Below are 20460 nucleotides of genomic sequence, written 5' to 3'. Positions count from 1 at the left end.
GGCGTCTTTCGGGCGGGTTGGGGGCGGGTGACCGATCTTTCGCGTGGCGCGGCGGGAAAGTCCCGGCGGCTCCGGGGCCGATATTCGCGGGTTGGCGCGTCCTCGCGGCCAACGGGCCTGCCAAACAGCATTTCGAACAGGGTGCGCCGCTGTTCCTGGGCAAAGGTTTGCGAAGGAATGAGCGGGGTGCAGATGGCAGCACAAAGAAGGACGACACAGATGCGCCAGCCTGTCCTTCCGCTTTTCGCCGCAGGTTTCCTACTCATGATATCGACCTTTCCGGATTGTTCGGCGACGTTGATGATCGTCACCGAATTTACCGGTACATTATCAATTGCGCAGGGCTTTCAGCAATCGCTGCGACGGTTGGCCGTCGGTTTCCATGCCCATGCGCGACTGGATGGCGCTGATGGCGGCCTTCGAACCGGAGCCGAAATTGCCGTCGACCTCGCCATCGTAATAACCCAGTTCCTTCATGCGGGTCTGGAGTTCGAATTTTTCACGAATATCCAGCGTGCCGTCCGGGCGTGGCCATTTCTGCTGCACGCCGCCATAACCGGCGATCTCGTCCGCGAGCAGGCCCACGGCCAGCGCATAGCTGTCGGATGCGTTGTATTTCTTGATGGTGAAGAAGTTTTTCATCATCAGGAAACCGGGACCGTTTGCCCCGCCCTGCAATTTCAGCATGGCGCGGTCGGAGCCGCGCGTGAAATTCTTGCCGTTCGGGCGCGAGAATCCGAGCTTCGCCCATTCCGCAATGGACTTCGTCTGGCCTTCGTAACGCGCACCGCCACGCGGAACAGCGGTTTCATAACCCCAGGTCCGGCCGGGTTCCCAGCCGTTCTTGGAAAGAAGATTGGCAGCCGTCGCCAGCGCGTCGGGAACCGAGTGCCAGATGTCGCGCTTGCCATTGCCGTCGGCATCCACCGCATAAAGCAGATAGCTGGTCGGAATGAACTGGGTGTGGCCCATCGCACCAGCCCAGGAACCCGTCAGCTGCTTCGGCGTGACATCACCGGACTGCAGGATTTTGAGAGCGGCGATCAATTGCGTGCGTGCGAACTTGGCGCGTTTGGGATCGGAATAGGCGAGTGTGGCCAAGGCCTGCGGAATATTGTGCAGGCGCTCCGGCTTTTCGAGAACCGCGCCGTAATTCGATTCCATCGACCAGATTGCGAGAATGATATGTTTGTCGACGTTGAAATTGCGCTCGATCCAGTTCAGGGTCGTCGCATGTTTCATCTTCATTTCGCGGCCGATACGCACCGTGTACGGATTGACGCGGGAATCGAGATAATCCCATATCTGGGTGGTGAATTCCGGCTGAAAGGTCGCCTTGCGCAACGCATCCGGATCTGGCTCGCTGACGCCAGCAAAGGCTTTCTGATAGGTTGCCTTGCTAATGCCTTCTTTCGCCGCTGTTGCGTAGAACTGGTTGATCCACTGCTTGAACCCTGCATCGGCCCGGGCCGAGACGGGGGCCAGCGAGATCGCCAGACCTGCAACCATCATGCAGCCGAATTTGCGGACATTTGAAAGGATCATCTTTGTCATCGTCAGTCTTTCGTTCTCTCGAATATCATTTCGATTGCGAAAACGCATCGGTCGTCGTCATGGATAACAAAAGAATATCAACAAATTCTTTACCATTAATAGATGGTAGCGTCACCCTTTACAAAACGTTGTTATTTTTGAAATAACAACGTCGTGCGGGGATTGTGATCAAGTTTTATCTCTCAGGAGGGATATGTGGTAGAACAGAAGAAAATTCGGAAGGCCGTATTTCCGGTCGCAGGTCTTGGTACGCGTTTCCTGCCTGCAACCAAGGCGGTTCCGAAAGAAATGCTTACTGTCGTAGACAAGCCGGTCATTCAATACGTCGTCGACGAGGCGGCGGAAGCGGGCATCGAGCATTTTGTATTTGTCACCGGCCGTGGCAAAGCGGTGATTGAAGATTATTTTGATATTCAATTTGAACTCGAACAAATGCTGCGCGAGCGCAACAAGAACGCCGAGCTGACATTGCTGGCCGGCCTTCTGCCCAAGGCGGGCACGGCAAGTTTCACGCGCCAGCAGGTGCCGCTTGGTCTCGGCCACGCGGTCTGGTGCGCACGTGATATCGTCGGTGACGAACCTTTCGCCGTGCTGTTGCCCGACATGATCATGCATTCGCAGAAAAGCTGCCTGAAGGGCATGGTCGAACTGTACGACCAGACCGCAGGCAACGTCATCGCGGTGCAGGAATGCGCTCCCGATCAGACACATAAATACGGCATCGTCGGCGTGGGCAATGCGGTGGGCGAAGGTTTCAAGATCACCGAAATGGTCGAGAAGCCTGCCAAGGGGACGGCGCCGTCGAATTTCTATATCAACGGTCGTTATATTCTTCAGCCTGAGATTTTCGATATTCTCGAAAATCAGGAACGGGGCGCGGGCAACGAAATCCAGCTGACGGACGGCATGCTGACGCTTGCCAAGTCGCAGGAATTCGCCGGCTATCATTTCCGCGGTCAGACATTCGATTGCGGCGCCAAGGATGGGTTCATTCTGGCCAACGTCGCCTTCGCTCTCGAACGCGCCGATATCCGTCCCGCGATCGAGGAGCCAATCAAGGCCCTGATCGAAGGCCTGAAGTAATTCAGCCAAAAAATATGCCATGGGATCCCGGCCTTGTGCCGGGATTTCTGTTTTGAGGCAATTTATCGTTTCAGAACGAGCCCTGCGCCGACGCGTAGTTCGCTGCTGTCATAAACCGGCGTCCACTGGTAGCTGACGTCAGCTGTCAGGTCGAGATAGCGGTTCAGCCCCCAGGTCAGGCCTGCACCTGCGGTATATTCCACGGCATTCTCGGTGTCGGAGGAGGGGAATGTCCGGTGGACGATCTGCCCCGTCAATCGTGCGACGAGATCGCTGCGCAATTCGTGCGTGAGGCCGGCATCGAGCCGATAGGAAATCCAGCCGCCCTGCGGGCCGCCGGCAAAATCCTCTATCATCGTGCGCAGGCCGAGATTGACGTTTGTGCCGCGCTGGGGCGACCAGTTCAGTTCACCGTCCAGCGTCAGCGCGCCGATGGCGGCAAGGCGATCGTCGTCATATTGCTTGCGCAGATAGCCGATGGCCGCCTCGCCTCGGGTCTTCTCGCCAAGATCGACTTCGGTTCCGATCTTGGCACCGTAGGAATTCGAGGATCGGGCGTAACCGGAATTGTCCAGACGCCGGTCATATTTGGTCGTTCCCGCGTTCAGTTCGAGGAAGGGGATCAGGGCCGGCGACAATTCGTAGCCAATGCGACCGCGCAGGTTCGCGTCTTTCTGATCGCGATCGCTGAGGCTGATCGGCTGGCCGTTCAGGCCCTTCGCATCCGTATAGACTGTTCGCGAGAGATCGAGCGCCGCCAGTCCGCGCAGCTTGCCGAAATCCCGCTCGATCGAGGCGCCGGTCGTAAAACGGTGTTCTCCGCCCTGCACGGAAGCGCCGGTCAAGGCGTTGGGGTCCGTTGTGCCCTCACGGCTGAATTCATAACCGGCCTTGAGATTGGCCCTTGTTTCTTCGCCGAGATCGAGCCGCAGATCGGCCTCTATCCTTGCCCGCGGTTCCTCGCCGTTCTTGCTGCCGAAATTTCTCTCCCAGGCGCCGTCGCCTGTGACAGTCAGCGCGTGGCGGGACCAGTCGCTGGTCAGCGTACCGCGTATGCCCGTCGTCAGATAATTGCGTCTTGAGGGGCCGCCGGTATTCGTCTGTTTTTCCGTATTGATCGTCTGGCTGATCGAAGGCCGCAGCAGAAATGTGCCGAGCCGGATGCCGGGTGTCTGTCCCGGTTCGGTTGCTATTCGCGGATTTTCACCACCGTCCACCGTCGGCTCATAGGGGTTCTCGGCGTCGGCATAAGGCTGGCCTGCATCTTCCTGCTGTTCGGAGATCGGGTCGCCGGGATTGTTCGAGGGGCGCCATAATTGTGGTGGGGGCGCAACGCGCGCAGTGCTTGCCTCGCTGTCCGTTGCCGGATTGCCCGAAGGTGTCGCGTCGGTGGATGGAACCACGCCCGGCCGGGGCGTCAACGCAGTCTGCGCGAAAGCGGCTTGCGGCGAGTAGAGAAGCGTGCAGGCAAGCAGCAGGGCTGCTGCTTTCCGCGACGTCGGCAGACGTGTGGCGGTGCCCTTCACATTCATTCCTCTTCACCCGGCGAATTTGGCCGATGCCGGATCGAAAGTCGCCAAAGCATTTCCTTGGGGGCCGAATGAGCGGCAGGCCGATGAAATGACGTGGACAAACCGGTGACCAGACAGGCGACGCAAGTTTTAATATCGCTTTAACAATAGGATTTTTATGGTTAACAGTTGATAAAGATTGCCGGATTTAGCGCGCCGGCGAGGGCGAAAAAAATCGAGGCCGTGGTCGTTCGGTTCGGCGGTTTCCACCCGCGCAGCGGGAGAAAATATGCTGCGAGTGCTAAATATTTCTAATATGTAAGATTTAAACGTTTCAATCTGGTGCGGAATCGCCTTATTATTGAAAGAGACTGATCCTTTATTGCTCAGAAAATCCTATTGATTTTATTTTATGTGACAGCGTCGTTTCATGAATCCCGTTTTGAACATCAAGAAGGTCGGCTTTTATTGCTGGGATATTACCCACGACCTATTTTATCTGGACGAAGTCTGCGCTGAACTCTTCGGGATTCCGCAGAGACAGGCGATGCAGGGTATCAGCATTTTCCAGATGCTCGAAAAAGTGGATCTGAATCATCGAAATCGCGTGATAGAGACCGCATTGATCACCCTGAAGGCTGCAAGCTTCTACAGCCAGGAATATGCCGTGCGCCGTAACGATGGCTCGGTCTTATGGGTACGGACTGTCGGACGATATCTGGTCGACGAGGAAAACATCCCTTTCAAGCGGCTTGGAACGATGGAGGAGATGTCTCCGCCGGACTTGCTGCACTAAGTTGCCGCCCTAAAAAAGCAGCACCGCCGGCTGGAGAGTAGACATATTCCGGTTGAAAGAGTATCAGTCGGCCATGATTACGCGCGCCGTCAAACTGGTCGAAGACAATGCCATCGAATCCGCCGTGCGGACGATTTCGATGGAGCGGGCTGGCCTTGCCGCCCTTGAGGCCGCTCTCAGGAACAGCCTTTCCGAACCTTTCTGCAAGGCGATCGAGACCATCGGCCAGTCGAATGGCCGCCTCATCATTACCGGCGTCGGCAAAAGCGGCCATATTGGCGCGAAGCTCGCGGCCACCTTTGCCTCCACGGGAACACCTGCCTTTTTCGTGCATGCGGCGGAGGCCAACCACGGCGATCTGGGCATGATCGGTGGCGATGATGTGGTATTGGCGATCTCCAAAGGTGGTGAAAGCGCGGAGCTGCGCAGCATCATCAACTATTCGCGTCGTTTCTCCATTCCGCTGATCGCGCTCACCTGTTCTGAGAATTCATCGCTGGCGAAAGCCTCCGATATCGTGCTTCTGGTTCCCAATGAACAGGAAGCCTGTCCGCTCGGTCTTGCGCCCACCACCTCGACATTGATGCAGTTGGCATTGGGCGATGCCCTTGCCGTCGCTCTCCTGGAAGCGCGCAATTTCACCGCCGGTGATTTTAAGGTGTTTCATCCCGGCGGCAAACTGGGCGCCGGCCTCACGCTGGTCAGCGATATCATGCATACGGGCGATAGGGTGCCGCTGGTCGGCAGGGGAACGGCCATGCCGGAAGCGGTCGGCGTTCTTTCCCGCAAACATTTCGGCTGCGTCGGTATTCTGGATGAGGACGGGCGTCTTTGCGGTATCGTTACCGAGGGCGATCTGGCGCGCAACCTCTCGCGCAACCTCGCCGAGTTGAGCGTCGATGACATCATGACCCGCACCCCGAAAACGGTCAAAAAATCGGTGCTGGCGACCAGCGCCCTGGCGACGCTGGAAAAATTCCATATTGGCGCGCTGATCGTGGTCGATGAGGACAACAGGCCGATCGGCCTGGTGCATTTCCACGATCTCTTGAGGATCGGCGTGGCCTGATCGCTATGGTCGGTCGAGCCGTTCTATCGTCAGGGTGCGGCCACGCGCGGCCGCGATCCTGACGCGTGTTCCCGCTGGCAGATCTTCGCCGTCGATTGACCACCAGGTGTCGTCCAGCCTGATACGGCCACGGCCTTCGACGATCGGTTCCTGTAGTGCCGCGGTGCGGCCGACAAGGCTTGCCTCCCGCTGATTGAGGAACGGTTCGTCGCTTGCGGCCCGGTTCTTGCCGAAATATTTCCGGCCCAGCAGGGCGAAAACGATGGAGAGCGCGGCAAACAGCACCAGCTGCAACTGCCACGCCCACAACCCCGTTTCCCACAGAAGCAGGGAAAGCGCGCCGATGACGAGCGCCGCAAGGCCAATCCAGATCAAGAATACACCCGGAGCGACGAGTTCGGCGGCCAGCAGCACGAAGGCGACGATCCACCAGCTCCAGGGTCCCAACTCGGCGGCAAGTCGTTGCAGCATCGTTATTTCTCCGATGAAGAGCCGAAGGGATTACCCGGTATCGCCACGTTGACGGTCTGGCCGGAAGATCGTGTCGGCGGCACCGATCGGGAAGGCTGCGGCGCGGGCGGGGCTGTCGGCGCATCGCCCTTGTCGCCGAAGACCTCTTTTGCAATCGCGCCGATACCGCCGAGAGAGCCGATAAGCGCTGAGGCTTCCATCGGCATCAGCACGATTTTCGAGTTCTTGGCTGTGCCGATATCCGATAGGGCCTCGGTATATTTCTGGGCAATGAAGTAGTTGATGGCGTGGATATTACCGGCGGCGATGGCTTCCGACACCATGCGGGTGGCGTTGGCTTCGGCCTCCGCCAGACGCTCGCGGGCCTCGGCATCCCGGAACGCCGCTTCACGCTGGCCTTCCGCTTCGAGAATGGCGGATTGCTTTGCGCCTTCCGCGCGCAGGATCTGCGCGTTGCGGGAGCCCTCGGCTTCTAGCACCTGGGCGCGCTTTTCGCGTTCCGCCTTCATCTGCCGCGCCATGGAGGCAACCAGGTCCTTCGGCGGCGCGATATCCTTGATTTCGATGCGCGTGACCTTGATACCCCATGGTCCCACCGCCTCGTCCACCACGCGCAGGAGCCGATCGTTGATGACATCGCGGTTCGACAGCAACTCGTCGAGATCCATCGATCCCATCACGGAGCGGATGTTGGTCATGGTGAGGTTCTGTATAGCGTTTTTCAGATCGGTGATCTGGTAGGCGGCCTGTGCGGCGTTAAGCACCTGGTAGAAGGCCACCGCATCGGCGGAAACGCTGGCATTGTCGCGGGTGATGACCTCCTGGGTGGCGATATCCAACACCTGTTCCATCACATTCATGCGCGCGCCGATGCGCTCGAAGAACGGTACGATCAGGTTGAGGCCCGGCTCAAGGGTGCGGGTATAACGCCCGAAACGCTCGACCGTGTAGCGATTGCCCTGCGGCACGGTCTTGATACCGGCAAACAGTACCAGAATGACCAGCACCACGGCTGCCAGAACAACGATATCGAAACCGCCCAATGCAATCATCACTTTTCCTCCAGAAACCAAACCATCAGCGGTTTACCCTTATATCGTTATGGCAAGATTACACCCAACCTTGCAACTCCCGACGCACAACCTTTTCGAGAACGGTCATGCCCTCGGCGCTGTCGTTGAGACACGGAATATGGGTGAATTTCTCTCCGCCATTGTGCAGGAAGATTTCTCCGGCCTCCCCGGCAATTTCCTCCAGCGTCTCAAGACAATCCGATACGAAGCCGGGATTCATGACGGCGATGCGTTTGATGCCTTCTGAGGCCAGCTTTTCCACGGTCTTGTCGGTATAGGGTTGAAGCCATTCTTCCGGCCCGAAACGCGACTGGAAGGTGATCATGAAATTCCTGTCGGTCCGCCCCAACGCCTCCCGCAGCAGACGGGCGGTTTTCTGGCAGTGGCAATAATAGGGATCGCCCTTTTTGAAGTAGGACTGCGGAATGCCGTGGAAGGAGGTGATCAGCATCTCCGGTTCCCAGTCCAGCGTCGCCAGATGGTTTTTGACAGAGGCGGCGAGCGCCTCGATATAGGCTGGATCGTCGTGATAGGGCGGCACGGTGCGCAGCGCGGGCTGCCAGCGCAGCTTCATCAGATGTTCGAAAGCCTTGTCGTTGACCGTTGCCGTGGTCGATGCGGCATATTGCGGATAAAGCGGGAAAAGCAGGATTTTTTCGCAACCCTGTTCCTTCAGCGCGTCGATTTTCGAGGCGATGGAAGGCTGTCCGTAACGCATGGCCCAGTCGACGACGACATTGGGCAAATCCTTCAGCGCCTGCGCCATCAGTTCGCCCTGGCTGCGGGTATAGGTGCGCAGATAGCTTTCATTGCGTTCGCGGTTCCAGATTGCCTCATAGGCCTTGCCGACCTTCTGTGGGCGCTTGTTGAGGACGATGCCGTAAAGGATCGGGTACCAGTAGAAGCGCGACCATTCGATAACCCGTTTGTCGCTCAGGAATTCCGCCAGATAACGGCGCATTGGCCAATAATCCGTACCATCCGGCGTGCCAAGATTGACGAGCAGGACGCCGACCTTTCCGAATGTTATGCGTGGATGATCTGCGGGAAGTGCGGATAGTTCTGTCGCCATGAATGATACCCTGAAACTCGAACTGGTTGCATGAGAGCGTTTCCGTTTGGGACCAAGGGCGGAAACGTTCCATCTTTTGTTTTTTTGCATGGCCGGACGCAAACCGTAACGGGTTTGCCGGAAATGCTCGAGCTATACGCCCGTGCCGTCAATTGGTTCACGTGTTCTAGATGAAATTTTTCAGGATTGAACCACCAGCGGAGGTGATTTCCGGAGCTGGCGGCCGGGCAGAATGCTTTCCGACAATATTCAACCCGTAACAGACTGAATTTATTGTAAAAATAAGAAGCCGGCCATCGTAAGGAGGGCCGGCTTCCGGTCTGCGGCAAATTGCCCTGTTTGTCGCCTTCCGGCCTATTGAGCCGGAAGCTCCAGCTCTTCGCCGATCTCGATATGGTTCGGATGCTTCAGTGTGTTCGCCTCTGCAATCCTGGTCCAAAGCGCGCCGTCGCCATATTTCGCCGCCGCAATCTTCCAGAGCGAGTCGCCCTTTTCTACGACATACTTGCTGACGGCAGCAGCGGCTGCTGCGGGCGTAGTGGCGGCAGGTGCCGGGGCGGTGGTCGGAGCGGGAGCGGCTGCCGTGGGCGTCGGTGCGGCTGGTGCTGCGGGTTTTGCCGGAGCCACGTAACCGGCAGGCGTCACCTCGCTGATGCGTCCGTCCGTATGGGGCTTATAGGGGCTGTTGGCGGTAATATAGGCCGCGACAGCCTCTTCGAGGTTCGGGCCGAAGTCATAGGCGTTGATCGCCTTGGTCGCAAAGACCTTGAAGCCGTCGCCGCCGGTACGCACGTAATTATTGGCCGCGACGATATAGGTCTTTGCCGGGTCGAGAGGCACGAAGGCTTCACCCTCTTTCACCTCGACCGAAACGATGCGGCTGCCAGCCGGCTTCGAGCGGTCGAAGGAATATTTCAGACCGGAAACCTGCATGAAACGGCCAGCGACGTCATCGATCTGGCTGACGCCGTTTTCGAGTGCGGCGCGAATATCCTCACCTTTCAGCTGGAAGGTCGCAACGGTGTTCTGGAACGGCAGAACCGTCAGAACCTCGCCCATCGAAACGTCGCCGCCATCGATGGAAGAGCGCAGGCCACCGCTATTTGCGAAAGCGATGGTGACGCCCTGATCCTTGACGCGGGCAAGCGTCGCATCCGCTACCAGATTGCCCATGGAGCATTCCTTCACGCGGCAAACCTTGCGGTCTCCCTCGATCGGGCCTTCCGAAGAACCGACGACCTTGGTTTTCAGCGCCTCGATCGGCGCTTTCAGCTCATCGATGCGCTTGAGCGTGGCTTCGTCGGGTTTGAACGACGAATCGATCAGGATGGGATCGCCCTTGCTTTCCTTGACGACACCGTTGTCGTCGAAGACGACGCGCAGGTCGCCTAGATATTTGCTGTATTGCCCGGCCTGAACGACCGGAACCTTGTAGCCGCCGGGATTGTCGACGAGCGTCGGATAAGGCCCTTCGGCCTTCTGGTCGGTGTTGGAAAGCAGCGTATGCGAGTGTCCGCCGACTACGACGTCGACATCCGGGATCTTCGCGATGAATTCGAGATCGCGCGGATAACCGACATGGGTAAGCGCAATGATCTTGTCGACACCCTCGCCTTTCAGCTTCTGCACCTGTTCGCTGATTTTCGCGACGTCTTCGGCGATGGTGATATTGGGACCGGGGCTTGCCAGTTCCGCCGTGTCGTTGGCGACGGCGCCGATGATACCGATTTTCTGTCCGCCGACTTCAAGGACGATGGAAGGCTTGACGCGATCGCCGATTTTCGAGGCGGCGCTGGCAACCACATTGGCTGTCACGACCGGAAACTGGACCTTGTCGAGGAAGCCCGCAAGCCCGTCCTCACTGTCGTCGAACTCATGATTGCCGACGGTCATGGCGTCGAACTTCATGGCGTTCAGCACTTCGGCTTCAACCGTGCCCTTGTAGGTGGTGTAGAACAGCGACCCTTGAAAATTGTCGCCGGCATTGAGCAGGAGAACGTTCTTGCCTTGAGCCTTGAGCGCGTCCCGGGTCTGGTTGATTGCGGTCAGCAGGCGTGCCGCGCCGCCGAAGCATTCGTTTTTCCCTTCCTCTTCAGCAGAGCAGGTCGAGTCGAATTTGTTGATGGATTCGATACGGGAGTGAAAATCGTTGATGTGAAGAATGTTGAGTTCGTAGTCGGCCAGAGCCGCTCCGGCCGAAAGCGTTATTGCAGAAACGCTGAGCATGCCCAGTCCCAAAATTTTCTTCATGGTCCCTCTCTCCTGTTCAAAGCGGAAGCCCGGGCCGGTCGATCATCATCCGGCCGTGCACATTCTCTAATCTGAAAGTATGTCAGTCTTTCAAAGCGCGATGTTTCCATTTAGCGGCAGTTGCCGCAAGCGAAATTATGACAGATGCGCGATAAAGAAAAACGCACGCTTGAAGCGTGCGTTTCAAAAGATCATCCCATTGAAAAGGTGATATTATCAGCCTTGGCGGGTCAACGAGAACTGGCTGTTGCTGTCCGTCGTGCAATTCAATTGTGACGGAGAGACGAGAGCGCAGTTGACGCGCGACTGCGTGTTGCGCACCAGCGACGTCATGTTGATTTCATAGAGCGTCGGCGAGATCGTGACATAGGTGCCGGAGGCCAGAAGCGTATTGGTATCGGTCGAGCGGGTGGAGAAAGCGCCGTTCTGGAACGATGATACGATGCCGTTGCGGTCGATCCAGCGACCGTCGACAGCCGGCCCGCGGGAAAGCGAAGGGCTGATCGAGGTCTGCTGGGAGGGACCCGGCGCAACGCATGAAGACACCGCCATGGCGGCGCAAAGCAAAGCAGCGCTTGTCTTGAAGTTCATGAGCCTGTTCTCCTGCGATTCGATGAAACCTTCTGTGCTTCGACCATGCCGTGAAGCGTTCCTTATTTCAAGGCAACGTTGTTTGCTCTCCCGGGTTCCTGACGTCCCGTGTGAAAACACCGGCGTGACAAATATGCGACTCCGTCCCTCAGCGCACGAGGATGTTGCGGAACTGCCATGGATCCGAGGTGTCGATATTGTCGGGAAACAGGCCGGGGCGGCCATCGAGCGGCGTCCAGTCGGTATAATGTCCCTCGACCGGGCCGAGGTAAGGCCGCTGCACCTCGAGGCAACGGCGATAATCCATTTCATCCGCCTCGACGATGCCGGCCTGTGGATTTTCGAGCGCCCAGACCATTCCGGCCAGCACTGCGGAGCTGACCTGCAGTCCGGTCGCGTTCTGGCTGGGGGCAAGCGCCCGCGCCTCCTGCAACGTCAGCCGCGAGCCATACCAATAGGCGTTTTTATCATGACCATACAGAAGAACGCCCAGTTCATCGGCGCCATCGACAAGCTCGTCTTCGCCAAGCACATGCTGGATCGCCTGCGGTGTGCCGCCATTGCCGAAAAGTTCGTGCAGGGAAAGGACGGCGTCGTTGCAGGGGTGGTAGGCGTAATGACAAGTCGGCCGGTAGATCAGATCGCCATCGTCATTGCGGATGGTGAAATAGTCGGAAATGGAGATGGCCTCGTTGTGGGTGACCAGAAATCCATATTGCGGCCCCTGTCCCGGGCACCATGTCCGCACCCGCGTATTGGCGCCGGGCTGATCGAGATAGATCGCCGCCTTGTTTCCCTTTCTCTGCTTTTTCGCGTTTTTCGGCATCCAGTTTTCATGCGTTCCCCAGCCGAGTTCGGCGGGTTGAAAACCTTCGGCGATAAAACCTTCAACGGACCATGTGTTCCAGAAAGCGCCAAAGGGCTTGGGGTCTTTTGCCCGTTGCGTGTCGCGCTCGGCCACATGCACGCCCTTGACACCGAGCTGTTTCATGAGCTTTGCCCATGCTTGCCGGTCATGCGGTTGCGGCTCTTCGATATCAAGGCCGGTATCGCTGGCGAGATTGATCAGCGCCTGCTTCACGAACCAGGACACCATGCCCGGATTTGCGCCGCAGGTAGAAACTGCCGTGGCACCGCCCGGTTTGCGCGCCTTTTCTTTCAGCAGGGTCTCGCGCAGCGAATAATTGGTTCTGGAGGCATTGTCGGCATCGGCATCGAAATAAAAGCCGGGCCATGGCTCCACCACGGTGTCGATGTAGAGCATGCCATGTTTGCGGCAGAGCCTCATCAGATCGACGGATGCGGCATCGACCGAGAGATTGACGCAGAAGCCCTGACCCTGGACCCCTTTAAGGAGCGGCTTGAGCACCTCCTTGTAGTTTTCCTTGGTCAGATGCGTGCGGATATGACGAATGTTCCTCTCGGCCAGATACGCTGCGATATCTTCGCGCGGGTCGATGACAACGAGCCGGGTGCTGTCGAAGTTGAAATGACGTTCGATCAACGGAAGAGTGCCGCGCCCGATGGAGCCGAAGCCGATCATGATGATGGGGCCGTCAATATCGCCGTAAATCGGGTGGTTTGCGTCCGTCATTCGTCATTTTTCCTTTTTCAGCCAATAAGTAAGCTAGATCATAAAAGCGTGCCACAATAAAGGGCAGGTGGATGACGGACATATGACGGTGGCGCAAGAGTGGGACACGAAAATCGCGATCGATCATCGCGCGGAGGTTCCGTTCGCCGGTTTTTCCTATGGCTTCCTGACAGGAATGACGGTCTATCGGATGGTGGCAAGCGTCGACGACGCGCGTGCCGATCAGGCCCTCTACGCGGCCAAGGAAAAGGGCCGCGACCGGCTTTTGGCGGTGACGGCTTAAACCAGTTCCGCCGCAATCAGCCCGTGCAGCGAATTGCCGACGAACAGCCGCCGGCCGGCAATATCCTGCGGTTTCAGCGCCTGCCCGCGCGCCCTTCGCTCGCGGATCAGATCGGCGCGCAGGACGCCAGGCAGAATGCCGCTGTCGAGCGGCGGCGTCAGCAATTGCCCATCCGGCATTTCGACGAAGATGCTCGTTGATGATCCCTCGCACAACTCGCCGCGCTCGTTGAGCAGCAGAACCTCGTCCGCCTCCTCGGTTGAAAATTCGGCGCGGGCGGCATCGTAGGGTTCCCGTCGCGACGACTTGTGACGATAGAAGGTATCGGCGGAATCGAGCGTGGTTTGTCTCGCGATGCGGACGCGCCAGATCGTGTCTTTTGCAAACGGTCGGAAATCGACCGTTTCGATGTCGAGTTCGCCCTTGTAGTTCATGACAAGCTTGACGCAGAGCGGGTTTTCACCGCCCACCTTCTTTTCCAGCATCTGGACCGTGTTGGCGGGTGTGCGGAAACCGAGCGCATCGGCGGAGCGTAACAACCGACGCATATGCTGCTCTATGCGCTGAAAGCCCGATTGCGGCTCCCAGCGCAGGGTTTCCCTCAAGGTGAGATCGGCGGGTTTGCGTTTCATCGCCTTTGCTCGTCGCCTGTTGCCATCGTCAGTACCGGCAATATCAACCGGCAAAGCTTATCCGAAACAGGATAGTCTCGCCGGCCGGTGAGGTTAAGCCTGTTTGTCATCCAGCGCTTCCAGCTCGTCGATCAGACCCTCGATCATCGAAAGCCCCTTGTCCCAGAAGGAAGGATCGGTCGCATCGAGGCCGAAGGGTTTCAGAAGCTCCGAATGGTGCTTGGTGCCGCCCGCTTTCAAAAGTTCGAAATATTTCTCCTGAAAGCCGGTCTCGGCCTTCTGGTAAACCGCATAGAGCGAGTTCACGAGGCAATCACCGAAGGCATAGGCATAAACATAGAAGGGCGAATGGATGAAATGGGGGATGTAGGTCCACCACGTCTCATAGCCTTCGGAAATCTTGATCGCCGGGCCGAGGCTCTCGGCCTGAATGGAAAGCCACAATTCGCCGATCTGCTCCGAGGTCAGCTCACCCTGCTTGCGGGCGGTGTGCAGCTTGCGCTCGAATTCGTAGAAAGCGATCTGGCGCACGACTGTGTTGATCATATCCTCGACCTTGCGGGCGAGCATGGCCTTGCGCTCCCTGGCGTCCTTCGTGTCGTCGAGCAATTTGCGGAAGGTCAGCATTTCGCCGAAGACGGAGGCGGTTTCGGCAAGGGTCAGCGGTGTGGCGCACATCAACGCGCCCTGGGCGCCGGCCAGCACCTGGTGCACGCCGTGGCCAAGCTCATGGGCAAGCGTCATCACGTCGCGCGGTTTGCCGAGATAGTTGACGAGCACGTAAGGGTGGGCCGAAGGCACGGTCGGGTGCGCGAATGCGCCCGGCGCCTTGCCGGGGCGGGCGGGGGCGTCGATCCACTCCTCGTCGAAGAAACGCCGCGCGATGTCGGCCATCTCAGGCGCGAAATTGCCATAGGCGGAAAGCACGGTGTCCTTTGCCTCGTCCCATGGAATAATCGTGTTCGACGTATCGGGAAGCGGCGCGTTGCGGTCCCAGTAGTTCATCTGCTCCATACCGAGCCACTTCGCCTTCATGGCGTAATAGCGGTGCGAAAGGCGCGGATAGGCTTTTTTGACCGCAGCGGCCAGCGCATCGACGACATCACGTTCGACACGGTTGGCCAGATGCCGGCTGTCGGCAATATCTTCGAACTTGCGCCAGCGATCGGAAATGTCCTTGTCCTTGGCGAGCGTGTTGGTGATGAGGGTGAAGACCCGCAGATTGTCCTTGAAGGTGGCGCTCAGCGCCTGTGCCGCCTTCTTCCGGGTTTCCGGTTCCGGCTCCTGCAGCATATTGAGCGTCACTTCCAGCGGAAGGCTTGCGCCGTCTATGTCGAAGCGCAGATCGGCCATCGTCTCGTCGAACAGGCGGTTGAAGGCGCTCGCGCTGGTCATCGATTTTTCGAGGAACAGCTGCTCCAGCTGGTCGTCGAGCTGGTGCGGCTTGTCCTTGCGCAAATCCACCAGCCAGGGCCTGTAGTGCCCGGCTGCGGCATCGTTTGCCATGCAGGCGTCCATCACGGCGTCATCGATGCGGTTGAGTTCGAGTGTGAAGAACAGGAGATGCGCGGAGATATCCGTCAGTTTCGCCTGGGCGTCGCCGTATAGCTTGCCGTTTGCCGGGTTCGATGTATCGGAAAAATAGGTAAGGCCGGCAAAGGAGCCGATGCGGCCGATGAGATCGTCCAGCGCTTCATATTCCCTAAGGGCAGCGCCGATGCCTTTGGTGCCCGTCGCCTTTGCGGCGTCCTCGAGCTTGCCCTTCCATTTATCCTCGAAAGCCGTAGCCATCGCCGCCGCCTTCTCGATATCGCCCTTGTATTCTGGCGAATCGCCCGACGTATAGAGGTCCGAGAGTTTCCAGCCGGGCAGGTCGCCGAGCACGGGGCCGGAGGTTTCGGCAAGGGAAAATACGGGTTGCGGGGTAGGGCGATTGAGGGTCATCGACGCGTCCTTGTAGTTATACCTGCGCAGCATATGGGGCCTTTGTTTCCCGCAGCAATGGATAAAATGCAAGCAAATCTCAAAACTGGATGTTCAAAACTCCCGTGCCAGAGTGCGTCACAAGGGACCGCATGATGCAGGTCCAGAAACCGGAAACCGGAGCCAAAAATGACCGCGCATGTTCTCGTGATAGACGATGATCCCGTCCAGCGCCGCCTGCTCAAAAATGCGGTGGAACGTTATGGGCACCTGGCCTTGCTTGCAGAAAACGGCAAGGTGGGGCTGGAATTGCTCAAGCAATATAGCGGCGAGATCAATGTTGTCGTCCTGGACCTGATGATGCCGGAAATGGACGGCCTCACCTTTTTGAAAGCCGTTGGCGAACTCGGCACCGATGTTCCCGTCATCGTCCAGACGGGGCAGGGCGGCATCGATACCGTCGTGCAGGCCATGCGCGCCGGCGCCTTCGATTTCGTCGTCAAGCCGGTCTCGCCGGAACGGATCGGCGCGGCCATCTCCAACGCCCTCAAGCTCGACCGGAGAGAGGCAAAGGCCCGCACGGGCAGGCGCGGACGGAGCAATGCCGTGAATTTTACCGATATCGTTTCCGCAAGCCCGGCCATGCTGAGGGTGATAGAACTGGCGCAGCGCGCCGCCCAGTCCAGCATTCCCGTGGTGCTGGAAGGCGAATCCGGTGTCGGCAAGGAAATGGTCGCCCGTGCCATCCAGTCGGCCGGCGACAGGGCGAACAAGCCGTTCATTACCGTCAATTGCGGCGCTATCCCGCACAATCTGGTGGAGAGCATCCTCTTCGGCCACGAGAAGGGCGCTTTCACCGGCGCGACGGAAAAACATGTCGGCAAATTCATGGAGGCGGATGGCGGAACGCTGTTCCTCGATGAAATCGGGGACCTGCCGCTGGACGTGCAGGTAAAGCTGCTGCGGGCGGTTCAGCAGGGTGAAATCGAAACCGTGGGCTCCGCGCGCGTCCAGAAGGTGAATGTCCGGCTGATTTCCGCCACTAACAAGAACCTGATCGACGAGGTGAAGGAAGGCCGCTTCCGCGAGGATCTTTATTATCGCCTCAACGTCTTTCCGATCACCATCCCGGCGCTGCGTCGCCGGAAGGAGGACATTCCCCATCTGGCGCGGGTGTTCGTGGAGCGTTTTTCGGCGGAACAGAAGTTGCCCGTTCCCGTCGGCCTCAATGCCAGCGCGCTGGCGCTTCTGACGGCCTACGACTGGCCCGGCAATATTCGCCAGCTTGAAAATGCGGTCTTCCGCGCCGTCGTGCTGTCGCAGGGCGAGGAACTGGCGGATTCCGATTTTCCGCAGATCGCGTTGCAAATGCCGGAGTTCGCAGACGGGGATGATGCGGGTGACGCGATCCGCTCGCCATCCGGGTCGTCGCTGAAACTTGCCGCCTATTCGCCTCCGCCGCTCATCGCTGAAAGTCACGCCGTTCTGGATGAGTCGGCGGATATTTCCACCACGATCTACCGGGGAGGAAACCTGATCTCCAGCATGGACGATTCCGGCAATATTCGAAAGCTGGCCGAGATCGAGGAGGAGCTTATCCGTTTTGCCCTTCGTTTTTATCGCGGGCAGATGAGCCAGGTCGCAAGGAAGCTCGGCATCGGCCGTTCGACACTTTATCGCAAGCTGAAGGATTATGGCATCGATCCGGACGATCCGCTGCGGGATGCAGCCTGACCGCACAAACCGCGTATTCGACGGCAGATCGCACGATCTGTTAACTTCTGAGCAAGGATATCCGCTTACCGTCTATAAACCTCTTGTTAGTGGCTGATTCACTATGTAGAGGAAGGTTGCATGTGTGTGGCAATTTTGCCATCGTGTCACCGTATTTGACGTTCATTTGAGGCAATGTGACAGAAATTGTCTTCCAGGCGGGGATCGAATTGCCATATCTGCATCGAAATATCGCGCTGTCGACTAAGACCGCGCGCGGCTTGATCAAGGATATATGCACGAAGCTGTCGGCACGCGCTGTCACCTTTGCCTGCCTGATGCTTGCCGCAATGCCCTTCGCAGGTGTCTCGGCGACGGAAGCTTTCGCCGAAACGCGCAGCCTCAAACTGTATTATATCCATACACGTGAGAAGGCTGTCATAACCTTCAAGCGCAATGGAAAGTATGACCAGAAAGGCCTGCAGGAACTCAACCGTTTCCTGCGTGACTGGCGTCGCAACCAGCCGACGCGGATGGATCCGCGCCTTTTCGATCTCGTATGGGAAGTTTATCGCCGCAGCGGTGCGACCGACTATATCAACGTCGTTTCAGCCTTCCGATCGCCGGAGACCAACGGCCTCTTGCGTACGCGCACCAAGGGTGTCGCGGAAAAAAGCCAGCATATGCTCGGCAAGGCCATGGATTTTTACATTCCCGGCGTGAAGCTTTCCACCCTGCGCGAAGTCGGCATGCAGATGCAGATCGGCGGCGTCGGCTTTTACCCGACCTCCGGTTCCCCCTTCGTGCACATGGATGTCGGCGGTGTTCGCGCCTGGCCGCGCATGAGCCGCCAGGAACTCGTGCGCATCTTCCCGAAGGGCAATACGCTGCATCTTCCTTCCGACGGCAAGCCGCTTCCCGGTTATGAGCAGGCAATGGCCGACTACAAGAAGCGCGTCAGCTCCTCCTCCATTCAGGTTGCTTCCAGTGCCGGTGGCGGCCCTGCTTCCTCCGGTGGTGGCGGCAAGCGCAAGACGTTGTTGCAGGCGCTCTTTGGCGGCGGAGGCGACGAGGATGAAGATCCCGATAGCATCGCAGCAGCGCCGGAGCCCGCGGAACGTCCGGCTGTTGCGCGGCCGGCAACTCCGCAGCCTGCGGCACCTGAGCCCGAGCAGCCGATCGCCGTTGCTTCTGCTCAATCTCTTCCCGGCGTGAACGCTGCGCCGCTGCCGACCGCTCGCCCTGCCTTCGGCAATCAGCCTCCGGCCAATACCGGTCTTGCGACCGCGCTTTATTCTCCGGCCCGCAACGCCGCGCAGGACGCCCTGCAGGCTGCGACAACGCCGACGCCGACCTCCGCGCCGGCCGAGCGCCAGCAATTTGCCGATCTGGCTGAAGTGTCCGTGCCTGTGCCGACGCTTCTCGGACAGCGCAGCATGAGAGGCGATGCGGAAGAAACGATCCTGACGGCTTCCGCAGACGGTTCGACGCCGGCTGCAACCGGTGAAATTGCCTCCGTTCCGGTTCCGGCCAATCGTCCGGCTGTGGCGGAAGCCCTTCTGGCGGCGGCCAATGCCGATCCCGAAGGCGAAGACGATCTCGCCGAGGCGCAGAAGGATACGCTTTCGCCGACCGTGGTTGCCGCGCTGGAACAGAGCGGTCAGGCCGCCCGTTCGCAGATCCAGTCCGCTGCCGTGCCGACAGCCGCCCCATTCCCGGCCGCTGTCAACCACAAGGTCACGGTGGCGCCCGCCAATACGGCCAAGGCAGAGCCGGAGCCAGGTTTTGGCGATGCCTTCGACCTCAAGCCCGCCATCAACGGTGGCCTCACCGCCGGCTTGCCGACCAAGGGCTCACGCCCGAGCAAGCAGGATGCGGCGGTTTCCCATCAGGCGATGGTTGGCGGTGGCCGCCTGACGCAGGATCTGATTTCGGATTGGGCGCTGAACCAGAGCAAGGGTACGACCGGACGTTCGGTGAAGGCGCCGCGCGTTGTCGCCAACCGTATGCTCAGCCACGACATGTCTGCCTCCGCCACTTCGGCAAGCTTCAGGCCAGGTGCAGTGGCGATCGAGTCGAGCCGCTTCAGCACGCCGGTGAAGATGCACTGAACCCAAGCTTTTTGTAGTGCGGCCGAAAGGCCAACAAAAAACCCGCCGGTAACGGCGGGTTTTTTATGCTTGGTATTATTCTGATATCAGACGCCGCTCTGGCCGTCCGAACCGATATAGGCGATGCGCACCATATTGGTGGCGCCGGGGGTGCCGAGCGGTACGCCGGCGGAGATGATGATGCGATCTCCCGGCTTGCCGAAACCTTCCGAAACGACGATGCGACACGCACGGTTCACCATGTCGTCCAGATCGCTGGCGTCGCCGGTAACGACGCAGTGCAGGCCCCACACGACCGACAGACGGCGTGCGGTCTGGATGATCGGCGAAAGCGCAATGATCGGAACCTGTGGCCGCTCGCGCGCGGCGCGCAGACCCGTCGTGCCGGACGAGGTGTAGGTGACGATCGCCGCAAGCTTCAGCGTTTCGGCAATCTGGCGGGCGGCAAGCGAAATGGCGTCTGCGCCTGTCGCTTCCGGCTGCGGACGCTGGGCGTAGATGATGTTGGAATAATAGGGGTCCTGTTCCACTGTGCTGGCGATGGACGCCATGGTCGAAACGGCTTCGATCGGATAATCGCCGGAAGCGGACTCGGCCGAGAGCATGATGGCGTCGGCGCCTTCGAATACGGCGGTTGCGACGTCGGACACTTCGGCACGGGTTGGAACCGGAGCTGTAATCATCGATTCCAGCATCTGTGTGGCAACGACCACCGGCTTGCCGGCGCGCCGGCA

At 58.8% G+C, this 20460-nt stretch carries 17 protein-coding genes and 1 pseudogene; 6 read left to right on the top strand and 12 right to left on the bottom strand.

What is annotated here, in order from left to right; translation table 11 throughout:
- Positions 1–266: pseudogene (locus RS75_RS27000) on the bottom strand (DUF459 domain-containing protein); the annotation flags it as partial.
- Positions 267–330: 64 nt separating this feature from the next.
- Complete coding sequence (locus RS75_RS23525; protein WP_045024990.1) at positions 331–1554, bottom strand: lytic murein transglycosylase; 1224 nt, start codon at positions 1552–1554, stop codon at positions 331–333.
- Between the two features lie 195 nt (positions 1555–1749).
- Here RS75_RS23525 and galU point away from each other — a divergent pair, with 195 nt between their 5' ends.
- Complete coding sequence (gene galU / locus RS75_RS23520) at positions 1750–2637, top strand: UTP--glucose-1-phosphate uridylyltransferase GalU (RefSeq protein WP_045024988.1); 888 nt, start codon at positions 1750–1752, stop codon at positions 2635–2637.
- Positions 2638–2699: 62 nt separating this feature from the next.
- On the opposite strand, the gene uppP is transcribed toward galU, so the two are convergent.
- Entirely contained in the window at positions 2700–4169 is a 1470-nt protein-coding gene (uppP, locus tag RS75_RS23515) for a polysaccharide biosynthesis protein UppP (RefSeq protein ID WP_045024986.1), read from the bottom strand.
- A gap of 409 nt (positions 4170–4578) precedes the next feature.
- On the opposite strand from uppP, the gene RS75_RS23510 reads away from it, so the two are divergent.
- Both RS75_RS23510 and RS75_RS23505 read left to right on the top strand, forming a co-directional pair.
- Positions 4579–4944, top strand: a complete 366-nt coding sequence (locus tag RS75_RS23510; protein ID WP_045024984.1) for a PAS domain-containing protein — start codon at positions 4579–4581, stop codon at positions 4942–4944.
- 73 nt (positions 4945–5017) lie between these two features.
- Complete coding sequence (locus RS75_RS23505) at positions 5018–6013, top strand: KpsF/GutQ family sugar-phosphate isomerase (RefSeq protein ID WP_045024982.1); 996 nt, start codon at positions 5018–5020, stop codon at positions 6011–6013.
- 3 nt (positions 6014–6016) lie between these two features.
- Here the strand turns inward: RS75_RS23505 and RS75_RS23500 are convergent, their stop codons facing one another.
- The 6 genes from RS75_RS23500 to RS75_RS23475 all read right to left on the bottom strand — a co-directional run bounded on the left by RS75_RS23500 (position 6017) and on the right by RS75_RS23475 (position 13064).
- Positions 6017–6484, bottom strand: a complete 468-nt coding sequence (locus tag RS75_RS23500) for an NfeD family protein (protein WP_045024980.1) — start codon at positions 6482–6484, stop codon at positions 6017–6019.
- 2 nt (positions 6485–6486) lie between these two features.
- Positions 6487–7536 (bottom strand): SPFH domain-containing protein, encoded by a 1050-nt coding sequence (locus tag RS75_RS23495; RefSeq protein WP_045024977.1) that lies wholly within the window; start codon positions 7534–7536, stop codon positions 6487–6489.
- A gap of 58 nt (positions 7537–7594) precedes the next feature.
- The gene (gene hemH / locus RS75_RS23490) at positions 7595–8629 is read right to left on the bottom strand and encodes a ferrochelatase (RefSeq protein WP_045024976.1); all 1035 of its coding nucleotides are present in this window, start codon (positions 8627–8629) and stop codon (positions 7595–7597) included.
- 354 nt (positions 8630–8983) lie between these two features.
- Positions 8984–10879, bottom strand: coding sequence for a 5'-nucleotidase C-terminal domain-containing protein (locus RS75_RS23485; protein ID WP_045024974.1), 1896 nt, complete (start codon positions 10877–10879; stop codon positions 8984–8986).
- A 216-nt stretch (positions 10880–11095) separates the two neighbouring features.
- Positions 11096–11470, bottom strand: coding sequence for an outer membrane lipoprotein Omp10 (gene omp10, locus RS75_RS23480; protein ID WP_045024973.1), 375 nt, complete (start codon positions 11468–11470; stop codon positions 11096–11098).
- A gap of 148 nt (positions 11471–11618) precedes the next feature.
- A complete protein-coding gene (locus RS75_RS23475) occupies positions 11619–13064 on the bottom strand; it encodes a homospermidine synthase (RefSeq protein ID WP_045024972.1) in 1446 nt (481 codons plus the stop codon).
- Positions 13065–13146: 82 nt separating this feature from the next.
- Here RS75_RS23475 and RS75_RS27485 point away from each other — a divergent pair, with 82 nt between their 5' ends.
- Positions 13147–13347 carry a hypothetical protein gene (locus RS75_RS27485; RefSeq protein ID WP_045024970.1) on the top strand — a complete coding sequence of 67 codons (201 nt, stop codon included), beginning with the start codon at positions 13147–13149 and terminating at the stop codon, positions 13345–13347.
- Here the strand turns inward: RS75_RS27485 and RS75_RS23465 are convergent.
- Complete coding sequence (locus tag RS75_RS23465) at positions 13344–13979, bottom strand: aminotransferase class IV family protein (RefSeq protein ID WP_045024968.1); 636 nt, start codon at positions 13977–13979, stop codon at positions 13344–13346. The genes RS75_RS27485 and RS75_RS23465 overlap by 4 nt on opposite strands.
- Positions 13980–14072: 93 nt before the next feature.
- Positions 14073–15923, bottom strand: a complete 1851-nt coding sequence (locus RS75_RS23460; protein WP_045024994.1) for a M3 family oligoendopeptidase — start codon at positions 15921–15923, stop codon at positions 14073–14075.
- Positions 15924–16091: 168 nt separating this feature from the next.
- Between RS75_RS23460 and RS75_RS23455 the strand changes: the two genes are divergently transcribed.
- Both RS75_RS23455 and RS75_RS23450 read left to right on the top strand, forming a co-directional pair.
- Entirely contained in the window at positions 16092–17636 is a 1545-nt protein-coding gene (locus RS75_RS23455) for a sigma-54-dependent transcriptional regulator (RefSeq protein ID WP_045024966.1), read from the top strand.
- Between the two features lie 176 nt (positions 17637–17812).
- Positions 17813–19726 carry a DUF882 domain-containing protein gene (locus tag RS75_RS23450; RefSeq protein ID WP_045024964.1) on the top strand — a complete coding sequence of 638 codons (1914 nt, stop codon included), beginning with the start codon at positions 17813–17815 and terminating at the stop codon, positions 19724–19726.
- Positions 19727–19812: 86 nt separating this feature from the next.
- Here RS75_RS23450 and RS75_RS23445 read toward each other — a convergent pair.
- Positions 19813–20460: pyruvate kinase (locus RS75_RS23445; protein WP_045024962.1), on the bottom strand; the 648-nt coding region annotated here is incomplete at its 5' end.

Source organism: Rhizobium nepotum 39/7, assembly GCF_000949865.1.
Lineage (GTDB): Bacteria > Pseudomonadota > Alphaproteobacteria > Rhizobiales > Rhizobiaceae > Agrobacterium > Agrobacterium nepotum.
Note: the sequence above shows the minus strand (reverse complement) of the source record. Positions and strands in the feature narration are given on the sequence as shown.

Excerpts from the sequence above, each read along its gene's own strand:
- RS75_RS23525 (WP_045024990.1), bottom strand. The coding sequence starts at position 1,554 with ATGACAAAGATGATCCTTTCAAATGTCCGCAAATTCGGCTGCATGATG.
- uppP (WP_045024986.1), bottom strand. The coding sequence starts at position 4,169 with ATGAATGTGAAGGGCACCGCCACACGTCTGCCGACGTCGCGGAAAGCA.
- RS75_RS23510 (WP_045024984.1), top strand. The coding sequence starts at position 4,579 with ATGAATCCCGTTTTGAACATCAAGAAGGTCGGCTTTTATTGCTGGGAT.
- RS75_RS23505 (WP_045024982.1), top strand. The coding sequence starts at position 5,018 with ATGATTACGCGCGCCGTCAAACTGGTCGAAGACAATGCCATCGAATCC.
- RS75_RS23500 (WP_045024980.1), bottom strand. The coding sequence starts at position 6,484 with ATGCTGCAACGACTTGCCGCCGAGTTGGGACCCTGGAGCTGGTGGATC.
- RS75_RS23495 (WP_045024977.1), bottom strand. The coding sequence starts at position 7,536 with ATGATTGCATTGGGCGGTTTCGATATCGTTGTTCTGGCAGCCGTGGTG.
- hemH (WP_045024976.1), bottom strand. The coding sequence starts at position 8,629 with ATGGCGACAGAACTATCCGCACTTCCCGCAGATCATCCACGCATAACA.
- RS75_RS23485 (WP_045024974.1), bottom strand. The coding sequence starts at position 10,879 with ATGAAGAAAATTTTGGGACTGGGCATGCTCAGCGTTTCTGCAATAACG.
- omp10 (WP_045024973.1), bottom strand. The coding sequence starts at position 11,470 with ATGAACTTCAAGACAAGCGCTGCTTTGCTTTGCGCCGCCATGGCGGTG.
- RS75_RS23475 (WP_045024972.1), bottom strand. The coding sequence starts at position 13,064 with ATGACGGACGCAAACCACCCGATTTACGGCGATATTGACGGCCCCATC.
- RS75_RS27485 (WP_045024970.1), top strand. The coding sequence starts at position 13,147 with ATGACGGTGGCGCAAGAGTGGGACACGAAAATCGCGATCGATCATCGC.
- RS75_RS23465 (WP_045024968.1), bottom strand. The coding sequence starts at position 13,979 with ATGAAACGCAAACCCGCCGATCTCACCTTGAGGGAAACCCTGCGCTGG.
- RS75_RS23460 (WP_045024994.1), bottom strand. The coding sequence starts at position 15,923 with ATGACCCTCAATCGCCCTACCCCGCAACCCGTATTTTCCCTTGCCGAA.
- RS75_RS23455 (WP_045024966.1), top strand. The coding sequence starts at position 16,092 with ATGACCGCGCATGTTCTCGTGATAGACGATGATCCCGTCCAGCGCCGC.